Consider the following 17860-nt stretch of genomic DNA (forward strand, 5'->3'; position numbering starts at 1 on the left):
GTCAGGCTCCCGACTGGTTGAAGACGGCGCCGTACTTGCGCTCGATGATCCGGTTGGCCGACAGCAGCACGACCACCGTCGCCAACAGCAGCACCACGGCCAGCGCCGCGCCCAGCGGCCAGTTCAGCGTGTTCAGGAATTCGTCGTAGGCCGCGGTGGCCACGTTCTTCAGGCGGCGCCCGCCGATGATGGCCGGCGTGGCGAACGAGCTGGCCGCCATCGCGAACACCATGATCGCGCCCGACAGGATGCCCGGCATGACCTGCGGCACGATGACGCGGCGGATCACGGTGAATTGGGATGCGCCCAGCGACAGCGCGGCGGCCTCCGTCGCCGGGTTGATCCGTTGCAGCGACGCCCACACCGAAATCACCATGAACGGCACCAGCACGTGCGTCAACGCGATCGCGACCCCCAGGTTGCTGTACATCAGGTCCACCGGCGTGGCGATCAGCCCGATGCCCATCAGCGCCTTGTTGATCAATCCGGTGGAGCCGAACAGCAATGCCCATCCCAGCGTGCGCACCACCACCGAAATCAGCAGCGGCCCCAGCACCACCATCAGGAACAGGCCCTTCCACGGGTTGGCCATGCGCGACAGCACGTAGGCCTCGGCCGTGCCCAGCACCAGGCAGGCCAGCGTGACGGCGGCCGCGACGCCGAAGGTGCGCGCGTAGATCTCGTAGTAGTAGCCGTCTGTCAGGATCTCGATGTAGTTCTTCCACGTGAACGTGGCCTGCATGCCGCCGTAGAACTGGAAATCGAAGAAGCTGATCAGGAACACCAGCGCCATCGGCACCACCAGGAAGGTGGCGTACACCACCAGCGCCGGCGCGCTCAGCACCCAGGGGTTGGCGCGCGTGCTCATGACGGGCGGCCTTGCGGCGCGGGCGCCACCGTGCACATGTCCTGCGCGCGCCAGCGCAGATGCACGGTCTCGCCCTCGGCGGGCACCGGCACGCCGTCGTTCTGGCGGATCACCATCACTTCGCCCACCGACGTCTCCACCTGGCACAGCCAGTGGTTGCCCTGGAACACGCGCGTCTTCATGCGGCCGGGCAGGGCACAGGCAGCAGGCTCGGAAAACAGGATCTTCTCGGGGCGCACGATCACCGCGCTTTGCGGCACCGGCGCGCCATGCATCGGGATATGCGCGTCGCCCACCCGGGCACGCGTTTCGCCGTCGTACTGTTCGGCCTGCGGCGTGAACACGTTGGCCTTGCCCAGGAAGCCGCCCACGAAATGGCTGGCGGGGCCTTCATAGGCCTGGAACGGGTCCGCCACCTGTTCCACGCGGCCCTGATTCATCACCACGATGCGGTCCGACAGCGCCAGCGCTTCGGACTGGTCGTGCGTCACCAGGATGGTGGTGGTGCCGATGGTGCGCTGGATGCTGCGCAGTTCCAGCTGCATTTCCTCGCGCAGCTTGGCGTCCAGGTTGGAAAGCGGTTCGTCCAGCAGCAGCACGCTGGGCCGGATGACGAGCGCGCGCGCCAGCGCCACGCGCTGCTGCTGGCCGCCGGACATCCGCGCCGGATGGCGGTCGGCAAGATGCGCCAGGCCCACCAGTTTCAGCGCGTCGGCCACCCGCGACTCGCGCTCGTCTTTTCCGACCCGTTGCATTTCCAGGCCGAATGACACGTTCTCGGCGGCGGTCATGTGCGGAAACAGCGCATAGTTCTGGAACACCAGCCCCAGGCCGCGCTTGTTGGCGGGCACGCGGCTGACGTCGCGGCCATCCAGCACGATGCTGCCGCCGGTGGGTTCCACAAAGCCCGCGATCATCTGCAAGGTCGTCGTCTTGCCGCAGCCGGACGGTCCCAGCAGCGAGATGAATTCGCCCCGGTTCACGGACAGGCTCAACGCTTCGACGGCCGTCGTGTCGCCATAGCGTTTGCAAAGGCGATCCAACACTAGATAGGTCATGAAAGCTCCCGCGGGCGGCGCCGGGCGCCGCCCCGTTTTCAATGCCGGTTGCGCGTCAGCGCTCGATTTCCCGGGTCCAGCGCTTGTTCCAGTCGTCCCGGTTCTGGTTCACCGTGTCCCAGTCGATCACGATCAGGTCGGCGGCGCGCTTGCCGATCGGCAGCGGCACGCGGGGATCGTCCTGCACCTTGGCCTTCTTGTTGACCGGGCCGTAGCCGTAGGCCGACGCCAGCTTCTCCTGCACCTCAGGCGTGACCAGGTACTGCACGAAGGCCTGCGCCATCGGGTTGGTGGCCGACTTGGCGACCGGGCAGACGGACGACAGCAAGGCGTACGCGCCTTCCTGCGGATACACGAAACCCACCGGGAACCCGGTGTCGGCAAACGCCTTGGCGCGGCCGCTGCCCCAGACCGAGATCAACGCCTGGCCGCTGGAGAACAGTTCGGTCATCTTGCCCGGAGACGGCTCGTACACCAGCACGTTGGGGCCGACCTCGTTCTTGAAGGTGGTGAAGCCGGCATCGATCTTCTTCTCGCTGCCGCCGCCTTCGCGGGCGTATTCCACCAGCGCGTGCAGGCCGTAGGTGTTGTTCAGCGGCGGCACCACCAGCTGCTTCTTGTACTTGGGGTCCTTCAGGTCCTTCCACGACGTGGGCGGCGCCCACTTCTTCTCGTCGAAGATCTTCTTGTTGTACATGATGCCGGTAGCCACGATGCCGATGGCGACCGCCCTGTCGTCCTTGTACCGGGCGGTGCCGTAGATGTCGTCGGCGGGCAGGCCCTTGATCGGTTCGCAGAATCCCAGCGCGATGGCCTGGTACATGGGGCCGTCGTCGATGATGGCCACGTCGATCTGCTGGTTGCTTTTCTGCGCCTGCAGCCGCGCCACCGTGTTGGTGGAATTGCCCGCCACATAATCAAGCTCGACGCCGTGCTGCTTGGCGAAGGGCGGGAAGATGTCCTTGCGCATGATGTCTTCGAACGAGCCGCCGTATCCGGCCACCACCAGTTTCTGCTGCGCTGCCGCATTGGCGCTGAGCCCGGCGGCCACCGTCGCCGCCGCGATCACTGCAAGTACCTTGCCCATGGGAACCCCCCGATTGTTGGTACACTTTGTCCGTACATGAATGTCCGGACAAATAATGGATCCAGCGAGACTCCGTTGTCAATCGGTTATTGTCCGTACAAACCCCATATAACAATGCAAGGAGCCCTCCCCATGACCCGATCCTCCGAGCGCGCGGCCGGCCCCGGCGGAGCGCGGCAGGCGCGGGGGAAACCCGAATCGCAGGCGCCTGAGGGCGATGGCGGCGGCCCCCGTTACAAGAGCATTTTCCAGACGCTGTCGCAGGGCATCAGCACGGGCCGCTACCCCGTCATGACGCTGCTGCCGACCGAGCACGAGCTCTGCGACCAGTTCAACGCCAGCCGCCACACCATCCGCGAAGCCATCCGCATGCTGACGGTAGCCGGCATGGTGTCGCGCCGTCCCGGCGTGGGCACCCGCGTCGAAACCGCCCGCGCCAGCACCCGGTTCACGCAGCGCATCTCGCAATTCCCCGACCTGCTGCAGTACGCGCGCAATGCGGCCCTGCTGGTGCAGGACGTGCGCACCATCAAGCTGCCCAAGCGGCTGGCGGAAGCGCTGGGTTGCGCCGCCGACAAGTCCTGGCTGCACATCAACTCCATCAAGACGCTGGACGATCAGGACACCGCCGCGGCCAGCACGCTCATCTACGCCGACCCCGAACACTCCGACGTGCGCGTCGAGGTCAAGTCGCGCATTTCGCTGCTGCGCCTGATCGAAGACCACTTCGGCGACCGCATCACCGAAGTCAACCAGGAGTTCTCGGCCACGCCGATCAACGCCACGATCGCCAAGCAGTTGAAGGTCGAGCCCAAGACGGCAGGCTTCGTCATCACCCGCCGCTATTACGGGGATGGCGGCCTGCTGCTGCTGGCCACCATCACCACCTTCCCGCACGACAAGATGAAGTATTCGATGACGCTCAACGTGGGGTGACCGGCGCGGCGCCGGTGCCATAGGCGGCCTGCGCCGCCTCGGCGCTGATCTTGCCGTCCGCCAGGTCCCGCTCGATGCGCGCGCGCGACCGCCCGGCCGGCGCGCCATAGCCGCCGCCGCCCGGCGTCTCGATGCGCACGCTGTCACCCGGCGCCAGCGCGATGTTGGCCGTCTTGGAAAACAGTTCTTCCGCTTGCGGCGTGCCGAAGTTGCGGATCAGCCGCGCGCGGCGTCCGTCGCCGCCGCCGTCCACCCCGGCCGCCACGCCCACCGTATGGCTGTCCGAACGCGCCGAGAACACAATGCCCGGCCCCACCGCGCGGATCTGCTTGGCGATCGCCAGGCCGCCGCGCGTACGCCCCACACCGCCCGAATCGGGGATCATGGCGTACTCGTCCATCATCAACGGGTACTCGTTCTCCAGCGCTTCGACAGGCAGGTTGGAGGTGTTGGTCATGTGCACGTGCACCGCGTCCATGCCGTCCGCGTCGAAGCGCGCACCCGCGCCGCCGCCCAGCGTTTCCAGATACACGAAGTGCCCCGCGCGTTCGCGCCAGCGGCCCGAGAAAACGATGGCCGGGCAGCAGTCGTTGCTGGACGCCATGGTCTTTTCCGGCGGCAGCAAACCCCGGAATGCGCCGAAGATCGCACCCGCCACCTTCTGCGCCGTGATCGACCGCGCGCCCACCGCCGCCGGATGCTCCGGGTTGGTGATCGTGCCCACCGGGGCCGATACGCTGATGGGGTCGAACAGCCCGGCGTTGGGCGCCAGGTCCGGATCCAGCAGCGCCTTGACGGCGTAGTACACGCAAGCGCGCAGCGCGTTGAACGGCAAGTTCATCGCGCCGCGCGCCTGTTTACCGGAACCGTCGAAATCGAAGTGCAGGTTGCCGGGGCGCACAGTCAGCGTCACCTGGATCGGCACCGGATCGCCGCCCATGCCGTCGTCGTCCAGATCGCTGCGGAACGTGTAGCTGCCTTGCTGCAACTCGGCGATGCGGTTCAGCAGCCGGCGGCGCGTGTACGCGATCACGTCGTCCACCGAACGCAGCACGGCGTCCAGCCCCATCTGCCGGATCAGGCCTTGCACGGCGGCCGCGCCCCGGCGGTTGGTGGCCATCTGCACGCGCAGGTCCAGCACGCGCTCTTCGGGGTCGCGGGTGTTGGCGCAGATCAGGCGCAGCATGTCCTCGTCCGTTTCGCCATGCCTGGCGATGCGGCAGGCGGGGATGCGGATGCCTTCTTCGAAAATGGATTTCAAGCCGCCCGCGATCGATCCCGGCACCGCTCCGCCCACGTCCGAATGGTGCGCGATATTGGCCGCGAAGAAGCGCAGCTCGCCTTCCCAGAACACCGGGGTCACGATGTTGATGTCGGGCAGATGGCTGCCGTCCGCCAGGTAGGGGTCATTGCAGATGAAGACGTCGCCGTCGCGGATGTCTGCGGCCTTGAAAGTGCGCAAGATCGCGCCCATCGCGCCGTCCAGCGAACCCAAGTGCAGCGGGATCTGCGTGCCTTGCGCCACCAGCCGGCCGGCCGCGTCGAACAAGGCCACGGAGCAGTCCTTGCGTTCCTTGATGTTGGTCGAGAACGAGGCGCGCACCAGCGTGTTGTTCATGTCCTCGGTGATGGACAGCAGGCGGTTGCAGAACACCTCCATGCCGATGGGATCGGCCAGCGCCACGCTGGAGCCGGATTGGTCGGGCTTGGTCATGCGAAGCCTCCTTGCAAACGGATGATCAGGTTGCCGTATTCGTCCACGCTGGCGTGCTGGCCAACGCCGACGACGGTGGTGGAGCTCATTTCCTCCAGCAGCGCGGGGCCGGTGAAGCGCGCGCCGGTAGGCACGCGGTCGCGGTCGTACACCGGCGTCTCCTGCCAGCCGTGCACGGCGCCGAAATAGGCCTTGCGCTGCCCGATCCTCGCGTCCTCCAGCACCCCGCCGATCCGGCGCGGCGCAAGCGGCGCCTTCACCACCTGGCCCACGGCCTGCATACGGCAGTTGATGATCTGGACTTTGCGGTCGTCCACCGTGTAGCCGTATTCGCGTTCGTGCGCCTCCGCGAAGCGGCGCGCGAATTCCGCGTGGCCGCCAGCGCCGGTGTCGTCCAGGCTGACCTGCACTTCGAAATTCTGGCCCTCGTAGCGCGCGTCGATGGCGCTGTGGCAGACGCGCAGCGCGGGATCCACGCGTTCCTCGGCCAGCCAGTTTTCAGCCTGCTCGCGCAGGCCCTCGAAGAGGGCCGAGATGGCGGGCCACGTGTCGTCGCCGGCCAGCGAGATCTCGCTTTGCACGAAGTCGAACGAGATGTCGCTGAGCAGGATGCCCCGCGCGCACATCGTGCCCGGCTCCTGCGGCACGATGACGACTGGGATGCCGCATTCCTCGGCCACTTCCACCGCGTGCAAGGGCCCCGCGCCGCCATAGGCATACAGCGCGAAATCCGACAGGTCGTAGCCGCGCTCGGTGGACACCGCACGGATGGCGCGGCTCATGTTCGCCGCCGCGATGCGCAGGATGCCTTCGGCGGCGGCGTCCCGGTCCAGGCCCAGCGGCGTGGCCACGCGATCCTCGATCACCTGCCGCGCCGCATCCGCGTGCACCGGCATGCGACCGTTCAGCAAAGACACGGGATTCAGCCGCTGCAAGACGATCTCGGCGTCGGTGATCGTCGGCTCCTGGCCGCCGCGGCCATAGCCCACCGGCCCCGGCACCGCGCCGGCGCTGTGCGGGCCCACTTTCAGCGCGCCCGCGTCGTCCAGCCACGCGATGCTGCCGCCGCCCGCGCCGATCACGTGGATGTCCACCATTGGCGTCTTGACGGGGTAGCCCGCCACATGGCGATGCGACGTGAACAGCGGACGGCCGTCGCACACCAGCGACACGTCGGTGCTGGTGCCGCCCACGTCGAACGTGACCAGGTTCAGGCTGCCGATGGCGCGGCCCACGGCCGCCGCGCCCACCACGCCCGCCGCAGGCCCCGACAGGCAGGTCCGCACCGGATACTGGCGCACCGTGGCGATCGACATCAGCCCGCCGTTGGAGTGAATGGTGTGCGGTTCGTGGCCGATGTCCAGTTCGCGCACCCGCTGCAGGAAGCGTTCCAGATAGCGCGCCATCTTCGGGCCCACCGCGGCGTTCAGCACCGTGGTGGACAGGCGCTCGTATTCGCGGAATTCCGGCAGCACGTCCGATGACTGGCTGATGTAGGCGCCCGGCATGGCGTCCGCCACGATCGCCGCCGCGCGGCGTTCGTGCGCCGGATTGCGGTAGGCGTGCAGGAAGCAGATCGTCACGGCCTCGATGCCGGCGGCGGCGAACTGGCGCGCGGCGGCCAGTACCTGCGCCTCGTCCAGCGTCGTCAGCACCTCGCCCGCCGCGTTGACGCGCTCGTCGACTTCGATGCGGAACTCGCGCGGCACGGCCACGGGGGGCTTGCCCACGCTGTAGTCGTACAGGTGCGGCCGTGTCTGGCGGCCGATCTCCAGCACGTCGCGGAACCCGCGTGTCGTGATCAAGCCGACGCGCGCGCCCTTGCGTTCGATGATGAGGTTGGTGGCGACCGTCGTGCCGTGCCCCACGTGCGACACCTGCGAAGGCGACACGCCGTGGTCCGCCAGCATCTGGCCGATGCCGGTCGCGATGGCTTCGGAGGGGTCGTGCGGCGTGGAAGGCACTTTATGAAAGTGCACCACGCCGGCGTCCTCGTCGATCATCGTGAAATCGGTAAACGTGCCTCCGACGTCTATCCCTATGCGATACATATCGTTCTTTCCAAAAAGAGTCTTATGGAGCGGGCGGATCAATCCAGGCGGATGTCGGCCTTCTTCACCACTTGGCACCACTTGCTGATTTCATCCTTGATCATCGTGCCGAAGGCCGGCCCCGCCACGTCCGACACCAGGGCGCCTTGCTGCTCCAGGTACGTCTTCATGGCAGGCGCGTGCAATGTCTGCACCAGGCCGTCGGTCAGCTTTTCACGCAGCGGTTCCGGCAGGCCGGCGGGGGCCAGCATGCCGAACCACACCATGGCCTCGTAGCCCGGATAGCCGGATTCCGCCACGGTCGGCACGTTGGGCAGCATCGGCGAGCGCTGCGGCGACGTCACCGCCAGCGCCTTGATCTTGCCGTCCTTGATGTAGGGGTAGGAGGTCATCACGACGTCCACCATCATGTTGATCTGCCCGCCCACCAGATCGATCAGCGCCGGGCCCGACCCGCGGTAGGGCACATGCACCATGGACACGCCGGCGGTGCTCTTGAAGAGCTCGGCCGCCAAATGGTTGGACGTGCCCTGGCCGTTGGAGGCGAAGGAGTACTTCTCGGGCTCCTTCTTCAACAGCGCGACGAATTCCTGCAGCGTGTCGGCGGGCACCGACCGGTTCACCGACATCACATTGGGAATGGTGGCCACTACCGTCAGGGGCGTGAAGTCCTTGATGGCGTCGTACGGCAGCTTGGAATACACGCAGGGCGCGCTGCCGTGCGTGCTGACCGATCCCATCAGGATGGTGTAGCCGTCGGCGGGCTGCCGGGCCACGTATTCGGTGCCGACCGTGCCGCCCGCGCCGGGGCGATTTTCCACGATGACGTTGGCGGACAGGCGCTGGCCCAGTCCTTCGGCGACCTTGCGTGCGATCAGGTCGGTAGAGCCGCCGGCCGCGAACGGCACGACGATGCGGATCACTTTATCCGGCCAGGCGGCGCTGGCGGATCCGGCGGCCGCGAACAGTGCGACCCCGGCGGCAATGCGACAGCAACTGCGTATCAGCCCTTTATTCATGGCTTGGTTTCCCCTTGTTGATAGAACTTCCTTGTGGCCGGATCATGTGTCCGCCCTTGGTTCGCTGCAACAACAGGGTCATCCTAGGCCTGCGGCTTCAATGGCAGCAGTCCTACAGGTTTATATTTATATAAATGCCATTTATAGGTTGGCGGCCGTGAAGAATCCGGACTTGAATCTGCTTCTGCATTTCGACGCGCTGATGGCGTGCCGCAATGTCTCGCGGGCGGCAGAGCAGTTGAACATCAGCCAGCCGGCGATGAGCGCGGCGATGAACCGGTTGCGCCAGCTGTTCGGCGACCCCTTGCTGGTGCGTGAAGGTGGCGTCTGGCAGCCCACGTTGCGGGCGATGGAGCTGCACCAGAACTTCAAGCCGTTCCTGGAAGGCTGGCACCGGGCCACGCGCACGCGCGAAGCCTTCGACCCGGCGCATTCGTCGCGCACACTGTCGCTCTACGCCACCGACTATGTGCAGTACACCTTGCTGCCCAAGCTGATCCCTCGGCTGGCGGTGGACGCGCCGCATTTTCAGCTGCAGATCGTGCCGGCCCGCCCGCAGCATGGGCTGAGCATGCTGGACACGAATCATGTGGAGTTGATCGCCGGGTATTTCCCGGACCCCGCGCCGGACCTGCGCACGCGCTTCCTGTACCAGGAGCCGGCCGTCTGCATCGTGCGCGAAGGCCACCCGTGCCTGCGCAAGCGCTGGAACCTGGATGCCTATCTGCGCTATGGCCATCTGGACCTGGCCGCGCACACGCGCTATTTCAGCACCGCGATCGACCGCATCCTGATGGGGCAGAACCGCAGCCGCAAGATCGTGGCGACCTTGTCCAGCTATCTGGTGTGCCCCTTCATCGTGGAAGGCTCTGACCTGATCGCGACGATGCCGGTCAGCATCGCGCGCGCGATGACGGGCGCGGCGCGCATCGTCACGCTGAAGGTGCCGTTGACGCTGCCGCCGATCGCCGTGTCGCTGTACTGGCACGAGCGCTATCAGGACGATCCCGCGCACGCCTGGCTGCGGCAGTACCTGGCCGGCGTGCTCGGGTAGTCCTGGCCTCTATTTCAGGGGCAGGCAAATGCGGGTCTGCAATTGCGCGGGCGGGGTGGCGCGCGGGTCGTTCAGGTACTGCTCGAACATGGGGAAGTCGGCCGGCACCATGCCGCTGGCGGGCAGCCATTCCGAGAACATCCATTGATAGGGCTTGCTCATTTCGTTGTAGGGGCCGGTGTAGGTCAGGATGGCGCAACGGCCGGGCGGGATGTCGAAGCGTTCCAGCTCGCTACCCAGGTCCGCATCGGGCGCGACCGGCATGCCGGCCAGCGACCGCAGCTGGCTTTCGGGCACCTGTTCGGGGTCGTCGAAGTACACGCCGAAGCCGACGGTCGCCGGGCTGGCGATGCCGCGGCCCATCGCCAGCATGAAGGCGCGGCTGAAGACGGCGCCGATGTCCTGGTAGCTGCCGCGATGCGGTAGCGCGGCCAGCGTGGCGCCGGGGAAGTGTTCGATGGCGATGGGGTACATGGCAAGCTCCTGAGGGTCTAGGGGAAGGGAGCGTGCGGCCCGGTAGCGGCCCGGCGATATGCCGAAGACGGCGCCGAAGGCCCGGTTGAACGCGGCGTCGGATTCGTAACCAGCGCGTTGCGCAACGTCCCTCATCGGGGCCTGCGATCCCGCCAGCGCGGCCGCCGCGCGATGCATGCGGATGCGCTGGACCGTGGCGTTGACCGTTTCCCCCATCATGGCGCGGTAGACACGGTGGAAGTGATAGGGGGACAGGCAGGCCAGGTCGGCCAGCTGGTGCAGGTCGGGGTCGGCGTCGGGATAAGACGCCAGCCAGCGCAGGACGGGGTCCAGGCGTTGAGCGTAGAGGGTTCGGGTTTCGGGCTTCATGCTTGCTCCTTGGAGGGCAATGTAGCTTTTGCGGGTTTGCAGATTTTGCGGTTTTTCTTTGGGAAATTGTTGGGGTTATTTTGACGGCTGGCGTCTTGGTGTCGTGAGGCGAGGGTTTGTTTTGACGGCTGGCGGGGCGGGGCAGGGTTTCTTTTGACGCCCGTCGCGGCGGTGTCGCGGGGTGCGCGGGTCAACGATTGCGGTCCGGAGCCTTCGCTCCGGACTTCCCCCTTGTCATCTTCGTCACCGCCTTCGGCGGTTCCTTCAGATTCCCTCGGGCTTATCGACGCCCCGCGCACCCCGCGACACCGCCACGCCAGGCTCGGTCAATGGAATTTTGCCGTCAGCTGGGGCGAACGGCTTGCTTGGGATTCTCGCAAGCGGCGGGGTAGGCGGGAGGATCTTGCGGGGCCCGCCCCAGGCCGGCCGCGCGGGCGGCCTTTTGGGGCTTACGCGGTGTCTTGCGTCGAGGCGTTGCGCGTAACCCATCATGCCCGCATTATCAATACCCGCGCTGCGGATCGTAGATGTTCGGCAATGGCTCGCCGCGCTCGTTGGCCGCGATCAACAACGCGGTGTGCCGTGCGCGTTCCTTGCGGTCGGGGATCGCGGCGCAATGCGGCGTGATGATGATGCCGGGATGCGTCCACAGCGGCGAATCCTCGGGTAGCGGTTCTTGCTCGAAGACGTCCAGGATCGCCTGGTGCAACTGGCCGCTGTCCAAGGCGTCGACGACGTCTTGCGTCACCATGTGCGATCCGCGGCCAGCGTTGATCAGGCTGGCGCCGCGCGGAAGTTGCGACAACGTGGCGGTGTTGAGGATGCCTCTTGTGGCGTCCGTGGCGGGCAGCAGGCAGACGAGCAGGTCGGTGCCCGCCAGGAATTCTCCGAACTGGTCCTGGCCGGCGTAGGAGGGCAGACCTTCCAGCGTGCTGGCGCCGCGCGACCAACCGGTGACGGGGAAACCGACCCGGGTCAGGAGTTCGGCGGCAGCCACGCCCAGGTGACCCAGGCCCATGATGCCCACGCGCATGTCGGCGGCGACGCGCAGGGAGTCGAACAGCTCCCAGTGGCGGCGCGTCTGGTTGTCCACAATCCGCTTGATGTCGCGGGTCAGCATCAGCGCGGACGTCAGCACGAACTCGGCCATTTCGGTGCGGGTCCGGGCGGTGACCATGCGGGCGATGGACAGGTGGCGCGGCCGTTGCGGGTCGGCCAGGATGTGGTCGACGCCGGCGCCGGCGCTGATGATGAGCTTCAGGTTGGTGAAGGTGGCCAGCCGGCCGGCGTCGGGCGCCCAGACCAGCGCGTAGTCGACGGTGGCGGGGTCGATGTCCTCGTGCCAGCCCACCACGTCCAGCTCGGGCGCGAAGGCGCGGAACTGCGCGCGCCAGGCGTCGATGGCCGCCGGACCGCCGGAATTGATGATGAGCCGCATGCGGGTCCTTCCATTCTATGGGCGCGCGCGCCCGGACTGTGCGCGGAGCGCGCCTGCGGCTTGTCCACAGGCGGCGCGCCGCAAGATCTTATCAACGTTCGACGGTGCGGTTCCAGCGGGCGTTGAACGCGGGCCGGGTTGTGTTGATCTGATCCCAGTCCAGGATCTTGGCGTTTTCCATATAGCCCTGGAAACGCTTGAGCGCGTCGGCGTTGTCCGCCGGCGCCTGGACGTTCTTGTTGGACGGGAAATGGCCGCCCATCTCCAGCGCTTTCGCCTGGGCGCTGGCCGACAGCAGGTATAGCGCCAGCTTCTGCGACAGTTCCGGTTCACTGTTCTTGGCGATGACGCATTCACCCACCATCAGGATCACCGAGCCTTCCTTGGGCTGCGCGTATTCCACCGGGATGTCGCGCTTTTTCAAGCGGGCGATCGCGGTCGGCGTCAGCGGGAAGATCGCGGCTTCGTTGGACTGGATCATCTCGGCTAGTTTGGCCGAATTGGGGATGTACTCCAGCACGTTGGGGCCGATGGTGTCGGGCCATTTCTTGAAGCCCGGCTCGTAGTTCTTGTCGTCGCCGCCCTGGATGCGGTTGAACATCAGGAAGCCGTGCAGGCCGAAGGTGCTGCCGGACGCGGACTGGAACACGACGCGGCCCTTGAACTTCGGATCGGCCAGGTCCATCCACGACGTGGGCGGCGCCCACCCCTTGTCGGCGAACATCTTGGTGTTGTAGCCCAGGCCCGTCATGCCGATGTCGATGCCGGCCGCCATGCGGTCCTTCATCACCGCCGTGGGATACAGCTCTTTCAGCACGGGATCGTCGTTGAGCTGTTCGCACAGGCCCATCGAGATCGCGCGCGCCATGATCCCGTCATCCAGGAACATGACGTGCATCTGCGGCTTGTCCTTGTAGGCCTGCGCCTTGGCCAGCACGTCGGTCGAGGTGCCGGGCACCACGACGATCTTGACGTTGTTGGCCTTTTCGAAATCCGGGAACACGTACTGCGTGAACGCGCGCTCCATATCGCCGCCGTTCATACCGACGTACAACGTCTTCTGCTCGGCCATGGCGCCGGCGGACAGCAATGCCATCATCGCCGCGCCCAACAGCCACTTCCCCTTGGTCAGGCGCGATGCGCCCTGTTTCTTGTCCATCATGGTGACTCCAGCGTTTGCTCACGAACACTCTCAGGCCGGGACGCGGCGCCGTGAGCGGCGGCCGTGAACCGTTCAATGCGGAAGGCATCGATAGGAATGGAGGACTGGCCGCGTACGACCAGTTCGGACAACACTTCGCCCACGGCGGGGCCGATCTGGAAGCCCGCCCCCGACAGCCCGAAGGCGTGGAACAGGCCGGGCACGGTGGAGCTCGGCCCCAGCACGGGGTTGTGGTCGGGCATATTGCCTTCCACGCCCGTCCAGAACCGGATGACCTGCGCGCCGCGCAGCACCGGCAGCAGCGTCGTGGCATTGGCCATCAGCGCGCCCAGTCCGGCGCGGCCCGGCCGCGCGAAGTCCGGGTCCGAGGATTCGCCGCGTCCGCCGCCGATCACGCAATTGCCGCGCGCCACCTGGCGCGCATAGATGCCGCCGCCCTGGATGCCTAAGCTGACGCCCATGAATACCGGCATCGGCTCGGTCACCATCATCAGCGGATGGATGGAGGTCTCGGGTACGGGTTCGCCGAAGCCCTCGGCGAAACGGCCCGCCCACGCGCCCGCGCAATTGAGCAGGAAGCGCGACCGCACTTCCAGTCCGTCGCCCGCGCGCAGCACGAAACGCGATCCGTCATGCGTGGCGGAGGCCACGCGCACGCCTTCGCGTACATCGGCCCCCAAGGCGGCGGCGGCGCGGCCGAAGGCGGGCGACACCAGCCGGGGATTCGCATGGCCGTCTTCGGGGCAGAATGAGCCGCCCGCCACGCCCTGGCCCAACCAGCCGAAGCGGCGCGCCAGGGCGCGGCGGTCCAGCATTTCCAGATGCATGCCGAAGCCGCGCGTGCGTTCGCGGTAGGCTTCCAGCAGCGCCATGTCGGACGCGGAGGCCGCCAGCTTCAGATGGCCGGAGCGCACGTACTCGCCGTCGATGCCGATCAGTTCCCGCAGTTGCCCCCACAGTTCATGCGCGCGCCGCGTCAGGGGCATCTGCTCCAGCCCGCGGCCCTGGCGGCGCACGCCGCCGTAGTTGACGCCACTGGCGCGCGCGCCGCACAGCGCGGCTTCCAGCAGCACCACGGGCACGCCCAGCCGGCGCAGGAACAGCGCCGCGCTGCCGCCGACAATGCCCCCGCCGATGATGGCGACTTCGGTGTCGATCCGCGGCGTCATGACGGCGCCTTTTCCTGCCGCTCCCGGCACACCACGCGCACCGGAACCGGCTTGACCGGCGGCTGGTTGCGCAGGCGGCCGACGTCGGCCGGCGACCGGCCGCAAGCCTGCGCCAGCACTTCGGCCGCGGCCGCGCCACACATGCGGCCCTGGCAACGCCCCATGCCCACGCGCGTCAACGCCTTCAGGCGGTTCATCTCTTGCGCGGCGGTGTCGGCGACGGCTTGGCGCAAGGTGCCGGCGGTGACTTCCTCGCAGCGGCAGACGACGGTGTCGTCGGCGATGCCGCGCGCCCAGTCCTCGGGAAAGGGGAAGGCGCGTTCCAGCGCCGCGCGCACGCGGCCATTGGCGTCAAGCCGCGCTTCCAGTTCGCGGGCGCGCACCGTGTCGTGCCGGTGGTTGCTGTCTTCCAGCAGCGCCAGCGCGGCGCGTTCACCCGCCAGTTCCGCGGCGTCCGCCCCGGCGATCGCGGCGCCGTCGCCCGCCACATAGACGCCCGGCACGCTGCTGCGTCCGGCGGCGTCACGGCGTGGCGCCCAGTTGCGGTCACGCGTGTTGTATTCGAATTCGCAGCCGGCAAGACTTGCCAGCTGGGTTTCGGAACGCAATGCCAGGCCGTAGGCCAGCGCATCGCAGTCGACCGCATGCGTACGCACGCCTTGTCGATACGTAAGCCCTGTCACGCGTTCCTTGCCTTGCACCGCCACCGGGCGCACGCCGCTACGCAACGGCACGCCGTGCGCACGCAGCCAGGCCAGGTAATACAGCCCCTTGGCCAGCAGGCCGGGCGCGCGCAGCAGGCCGGGCAAAGCGGCCAGCCGGTCTGCGAAGCGCGACGTGTCCAGCACCGCCGCCACCTTGGCGCCGGCCTTGGCGTATTGATAGGCCACCAGATACAGCAAGGGGCCCGTGCCCATGAAGGCGACGCGCGCGCCGATGGCGCAGCCTTGGTGCTTCAAGGCCACCTGCGACCCGCCCAGGGTATAGACGCCGGGCGTCAGCCACCCGGGAAAGGGCAGCACGCGGTCGGTGGCGCCCGTAGCCAGGATCAGGTGCGTGTACGGCACCGCCGTGCTGACGCCGTCCTGCAGGACGTCCAGCGTCTTGCCCTCCACGTTCCACACCAGAGTGCCGGGGCGGTAGTCCACCTGCGGCAGCAAGGCGTCCATGGCGCGGTGCACCGCGTCGGCCTTGCGGTGCTCGAAGCCGTACAGCGCCGTTTTCGGACGCTGGAATCCCGGCGGCGGCTGCCGGTAGATCTGGCCGCCGGCGCGCGGGGCTTCGTCCAGGATCACGGGCCGCAGGCCCTGCGCGGCCAGCGCCTGGGCGGCGCGCACGCCCGCCGGTCCCGCGCCGACAATAACGGGCATCACCATGCTCATGGCGCGTCGTCCTCCGCGCACTCGGCACACTCGGCGGCCAGCGTGCCGGGCACCGCGTCGGGCGCAAGCGGCGTGGTCCGCAGGCGCATGCCCGGTGCGACAAAGGTGGAGCAGGCGCGCACGCGCGAGCCGTCTTCCAGCTGCATCCAGCAGTCCTGGCACGCGCCCATCATGCAGAAGCCCGCGCGCGGGGCGCCGCCGAATTCCGAGTGGCGCACGCAGTCGGCTTGCGTCAGCACGGCGGTCAGCACCGTGTCGCCCGCCAGTGCGGTACAGGCCTGGCCGTCCAGCGTGAACGGGACCGGGGACCGGGCCGTTTCAGCCAGGCGTTTCAGTATTGCCATGATGCCGGCGCCTCTCTCGTCGCCTGGATACGGATCTTCATTTCTGCCCCACCAGCACGCGGTCCAGGCCATACACGCGGTCCAGCAGCAGCATGGTGACGGCCGTCAGCCCGATGACCAGCGCGGACACGGCCGCCATCATCGGATCGATGGATTCGGTGGCGTACATGTACATGCGCACGGGCAGCGTGATCGTCGACGGCGCGGTGATGAACACCGACATCGTCAGCTCGTCGAAGCTGTTGATGAACGCCAGCAACCAGCCGCCCGACACGCCCGGGATGATCAGCGGCAGCGTCACCTGGAAGAACACCGTGGCGCGGCTTGCGCCCAGCGACAGCGCGGCGTGCTCGATCGACCGGTCGAAACCCACCAGCGCGCCGATCACCAGCCGCATGACATACGGGGTGATGACCACGACGTGCGCGGCCACGAGCCACGGGAAGCTGCCCGCCATGCCCATCAGCGCGAAAAAGCGCAGCAGAGCCACGCCCAGCACCAGGTGCGGGATCATCAGCGGCGACAGGAACAGGCCGTTCAGCACGTCGCGGCCGGGAAAGCGGTAGCGGGTGATGGCGATGGCCGCAGGCACCGCCAGGCACACCGCGATCGTGGCCGACAGGAACGCCAGCCACAGGCTGTTCTGGAAAGCCTGCATGAAATTGGGATGGTCGAACACGGCGCGGAACCAGCGCAGCGAGAAGCTCGTGGTCGGCACGGTAAGGGTCGTGTCCGGCGTGAACGCCACCAGGCACACGATGACCAGCGGCGCCAGCACGAACGCCACCACCAGGAAGTTGAACGCCAGCGCAAGGGGACCGTTCTTCTGCATGTCGATTCCTTTGCGTCAGCCCAGGCTGCGGCGGTAAGAGCGTTCCACGACGCGGTTGTACGCCATCATGATGATCACGTTGACCACCAGCAGCACGATCGCGATGGCCGCACCCAGCGGCCAATTCAGCTCGGTCAGGAATTCGTCGTACACCACGGTGGCCACCATCTTCAGGCGGCGCCCGCCCAGCAGCGCGGGAATCGCGAACGAGCTGGCCGACAAGCCGAATACGATCAGGCTGCCCGACAGGATGCCCGGCATCGCCTGGGGCAGCACGATGCGCGTCAGCGTCTGGAAGCGCGACGCGTTCAGCGACAGCGCGGCGTGTTCCACGGTGGGGTCCAGCTTCTGCAGCGACGTCCACACCGGGATCACCATGAACGGCAGCATCACGTGCACCAGGCCGATGATGACGGCGGTGGGCGTGTACAGCAACGGGCCCATCCCCAAGGCGGCGGCCGCGCGGCCGATAGCGCCGCCCGGGCCCAGCAGCATGCTCCAGCCGAAGGCGCGCACCACCAGCGAGATCAGCAGCGGCGACAGCACCACCAGCAGGAAGATCGACCGCCACGGCTTGCCCATGCGCGACAGGATGTAGGCCTCGGGCGCGCCAATCAGCACGCAGATCAGCGTGGTGACGCCGGCGATCCAGAACGTGCGCCAGAAGATCTCCAGGAAATAGCTGTCGGTGACCACCGCCAGGTAGTGTTCGAAGGTGTGGCCGGGCAAGATGCCCGCGCTGTAGTCGAACGGGCGGAAAGACAGCACGAAGGTCAGGGCCAGCGGCGTCAGCACCAGCGTCAGGAAGACGATGGCAAGCGGCAGGGACCCCAGGATGGCAAGCAGGCCTTCATTGCGCGGCTTGGGCCCGGCGACAGCGCCGGATTGCGTCAGCGTCGCCAT

General features: G+C 67.3%; 16 protein-coding genes. 2 read left to right on the forward strand and 14 right to left on the reverse strand.

Going from position 1 to position 17860, the window contains the following annotated elements:
- Window position 1: 1 nt before the first annotated feature.
- From A9973_RS28570 to A9973_RS28580, 3 genes are read right to left on the reverse strand one after another with little or no spacing between them, the layout of a single operon-like run.
- Window positions 2-868 (reverse strand): ABC transporter permease, encoded by an 867-nt coding sequence (locus A9973_RS28570; protein WP_183016980.1) that lies wholly within the window; start codon window positions 866-868, stop codon window positions 2-4.
- Window positions 865-1926 carry an ABC transporter ATP-binding protein gene (locus A9973_RS28575; protein ID WP_183016981.1) on the reverse strand — a complete coding sequence of 354 codons (1062 nt, stop codon included), beginning with the start codon at window positions 1924-1926 and terminating at the stop codon, window positions 865-867. Before A9973_RS28575 ends, A9973_RS28570 begins: the two co-directional genes overlap by 4 nt.
- A gap of 55 nt (window positions 1927-1981) precedes the next feature.
- The gene (locus A9973_RS28580) at window positions 1982-3013 is read right to left on the reverse strand and encodes an ABC transporter substrate-binding protein (protein WP_183016982.1); all 1032 of its coding nucleotides are present in this window, start codon (window positions 3011-3013) and stop codon (window positions 1982-1984) included.
- A 132-nt stretch (window positions 3014-3145) separates the two neighbouring features.
- Between A9973_RS28580 and A9973_RS28585 the strand changes: the two genes are divergently transcribed.
- Window positions 3146-3949 (forward strand): GntR family transcriptional regulator, encoded by an 804-nt coding sequence (locus tag A9973_RS28585; protein ID WP_183016983.1) that lies wholly within the window; start codon window positions 3146-3148, stop codon window positions 3947-3949.
- Here the strand turns inward: A9973_RS28585 and A9973_RS28590 are convergent.
- The 3 genes from A9973_RS28590 to A9973_RS28600 are packed head-to-tail and all read right to left on the reverse strand — an operon-like array spanning window position 3936 to window position 8733.
- Window positions 3936-5663, reverse strand: a complete 1728-nt coding sequence (locus tag A9973_RS28590) for a hydantoinase B/oxoprolinase family protein (protein WP_183016984.1) — start codon at window positions 5661-5663, stop codon at window positions 3936-3938. The two genes, A9973_RS28585 and A9973_RS28590, sit on opposite strands and share 14 nt — an antisense overlap.
- Window positions 5660-7714, reverse strand: coding sequence for a hydantoinase/oxoprolinase family protein (locus A9973_RS28595; RefSeq protein WP_183016985.1), 2055 nt, complete (start codon window positions 7712-7714; stop codon window positions 5660-5662). The genes A9973_RS28590 and A9973_RS28595 overlap by 4 nt, the downstream gene beginning before the upstream one ends.
- A gap of 38 nt (window positions 7715-7752) precedes the next feature.
- Window positions 7753-8733: a tripartite tricarboxylate transporter substrate binding protein gene (locus A9973_RS28600; protein ID WP_183016986.1), complete on the reverse strand. Its 981-nt coding sequence runs from the start codon at window positions 8731-8733 to the stop codon at window positions 7753-7755.
- Between the two features lie 172 nt (window positions 8734-8905).
- On the opposite strand from A9973_RS28600, the gene A9973_RS28605 reads away from it, so the two are divergent.
- Window positions 8906-9787, forward strand: a complete 882-nt coding sequence (locus A9973_RS28605; RefSeq protein WP_183016987.1) for a LysR family transcriptional regulator — start codon at window positions 8906-8908, stop codon at window positions 9785-9787.
- Window positions 9788-9796: 9 nt separating this feature from the next.
- Here A9973_RS28605 and A9973_RS28610 read toward each other — a convergent pair whose 3' ends face one another.
- The 8 genes from A9973_RS28610 to A9973_RS28645 form a co-directional block, all read right to left on the reverse strand.
- The gene (locus A9973_RS28610) at window positions 9797-10630 is read right to left on the reverse strand and encodes a GyrI-like domain-containing protein (RefSeq protein ID WP_183016988.1); all 834 of its coding nucleotides are present in this window, start codon (window positions 10628-10630) and stop codon (window positions 9797-9799) included.
- 502 nt (window positions 10631-11132) lie between these two features.
- A complete protein-coding gene (locus A9973_RS28615; RefSeq protein WP_183016989.1) occupies window positions 11133-12068 on the reverse strand; it encodes a glyoxylate/hydroxypyruvate reductase A in 936 nt (311 codons plus the stop codon).
- 91 nt (window positions 12069-12159) lie between these two features.
- On the reverse strand, window positions 12160-13230 hold the full coding sequence (locus A9973_RS28620; protein WP_183016990.1) for an ABC transporter substrate-binding protein: 1071 nt from the start codon (window positions 13228-13230) through the stop codon (window positions 12160-12162).
- The gene (locus tag A9973_RS28625; protein ID WP_183016991.1) at window positions 13227-14399 is read right to left on the reverse strand and encodes an FAD-binding oxidoreductase; all 1173 of its coding nucleotides are present in this window, start codon (window positions 14397-14399) and stop codon (window positions 13227-13229) included. Before A9973_RS28625 ends, A9973_RS28620 begins: the two co-directional genes overlap by 4 nt.
- Window positions 14396-15781: an NAD(P)/FAD-dependent oxidoreductase gene (locus A9973_RS28630; RefSeq protein ID WP_183016992.1), complete on the reverse strand. Its 1386-nt coding sequence runs from the start codon at window positions 15779-15781 to the stop codon at window positions 14396-14398. The genes A9973_RS28625 and A9973_RS28630 overlap by 4 nt, the downstream gene beginning before the upstream one ends.
- Complete coding sequence (locus tag A9973_RS28635; protein WP_183016993.1) at window positions 15778-16125, reverse strand: (2Fe-2S)-binding protein; 348 nt, start codon at window positions 16123-16125, stop codon at window positions 15778-15780. The genes A9973_RS28630 and A9973_RS28635 overlap by 4 nt, the downstream gene beginning before the upstream one ends.
- Window positions 16126-16162: 37 nt before the next feature.
- Entirely contained in the window at window positions 16163-16957 is a 795-nt protein-coding gene (locus A9973_RS28640; protein ID WP_183016994.1) for an ABC transporter permease, read from the reverse strand.
- Between the two features lie 15 nt (window positions 16958-16972).
- Window positions 16973-17860 carry an ABC transporter permease gene (locus A9973_RS28645; RefSeq protein ID WP_183016995.1) on the reverse strand — a complete coding sequence of 296 codons (888 nt, stop codon included), beginning with the start codon at window positions 17858-17860 and terminating at the stop codon, window positions 16973-16975.

This window comes from Achromobacter sp. UMC46 (genome assembly GCF_014170335.1).
Lineage (GTDB): Bacteria > Pseudomonadota > Gammaproteobacteria > Burkholderiales > Burkholderiaceae_B > Achromobacter.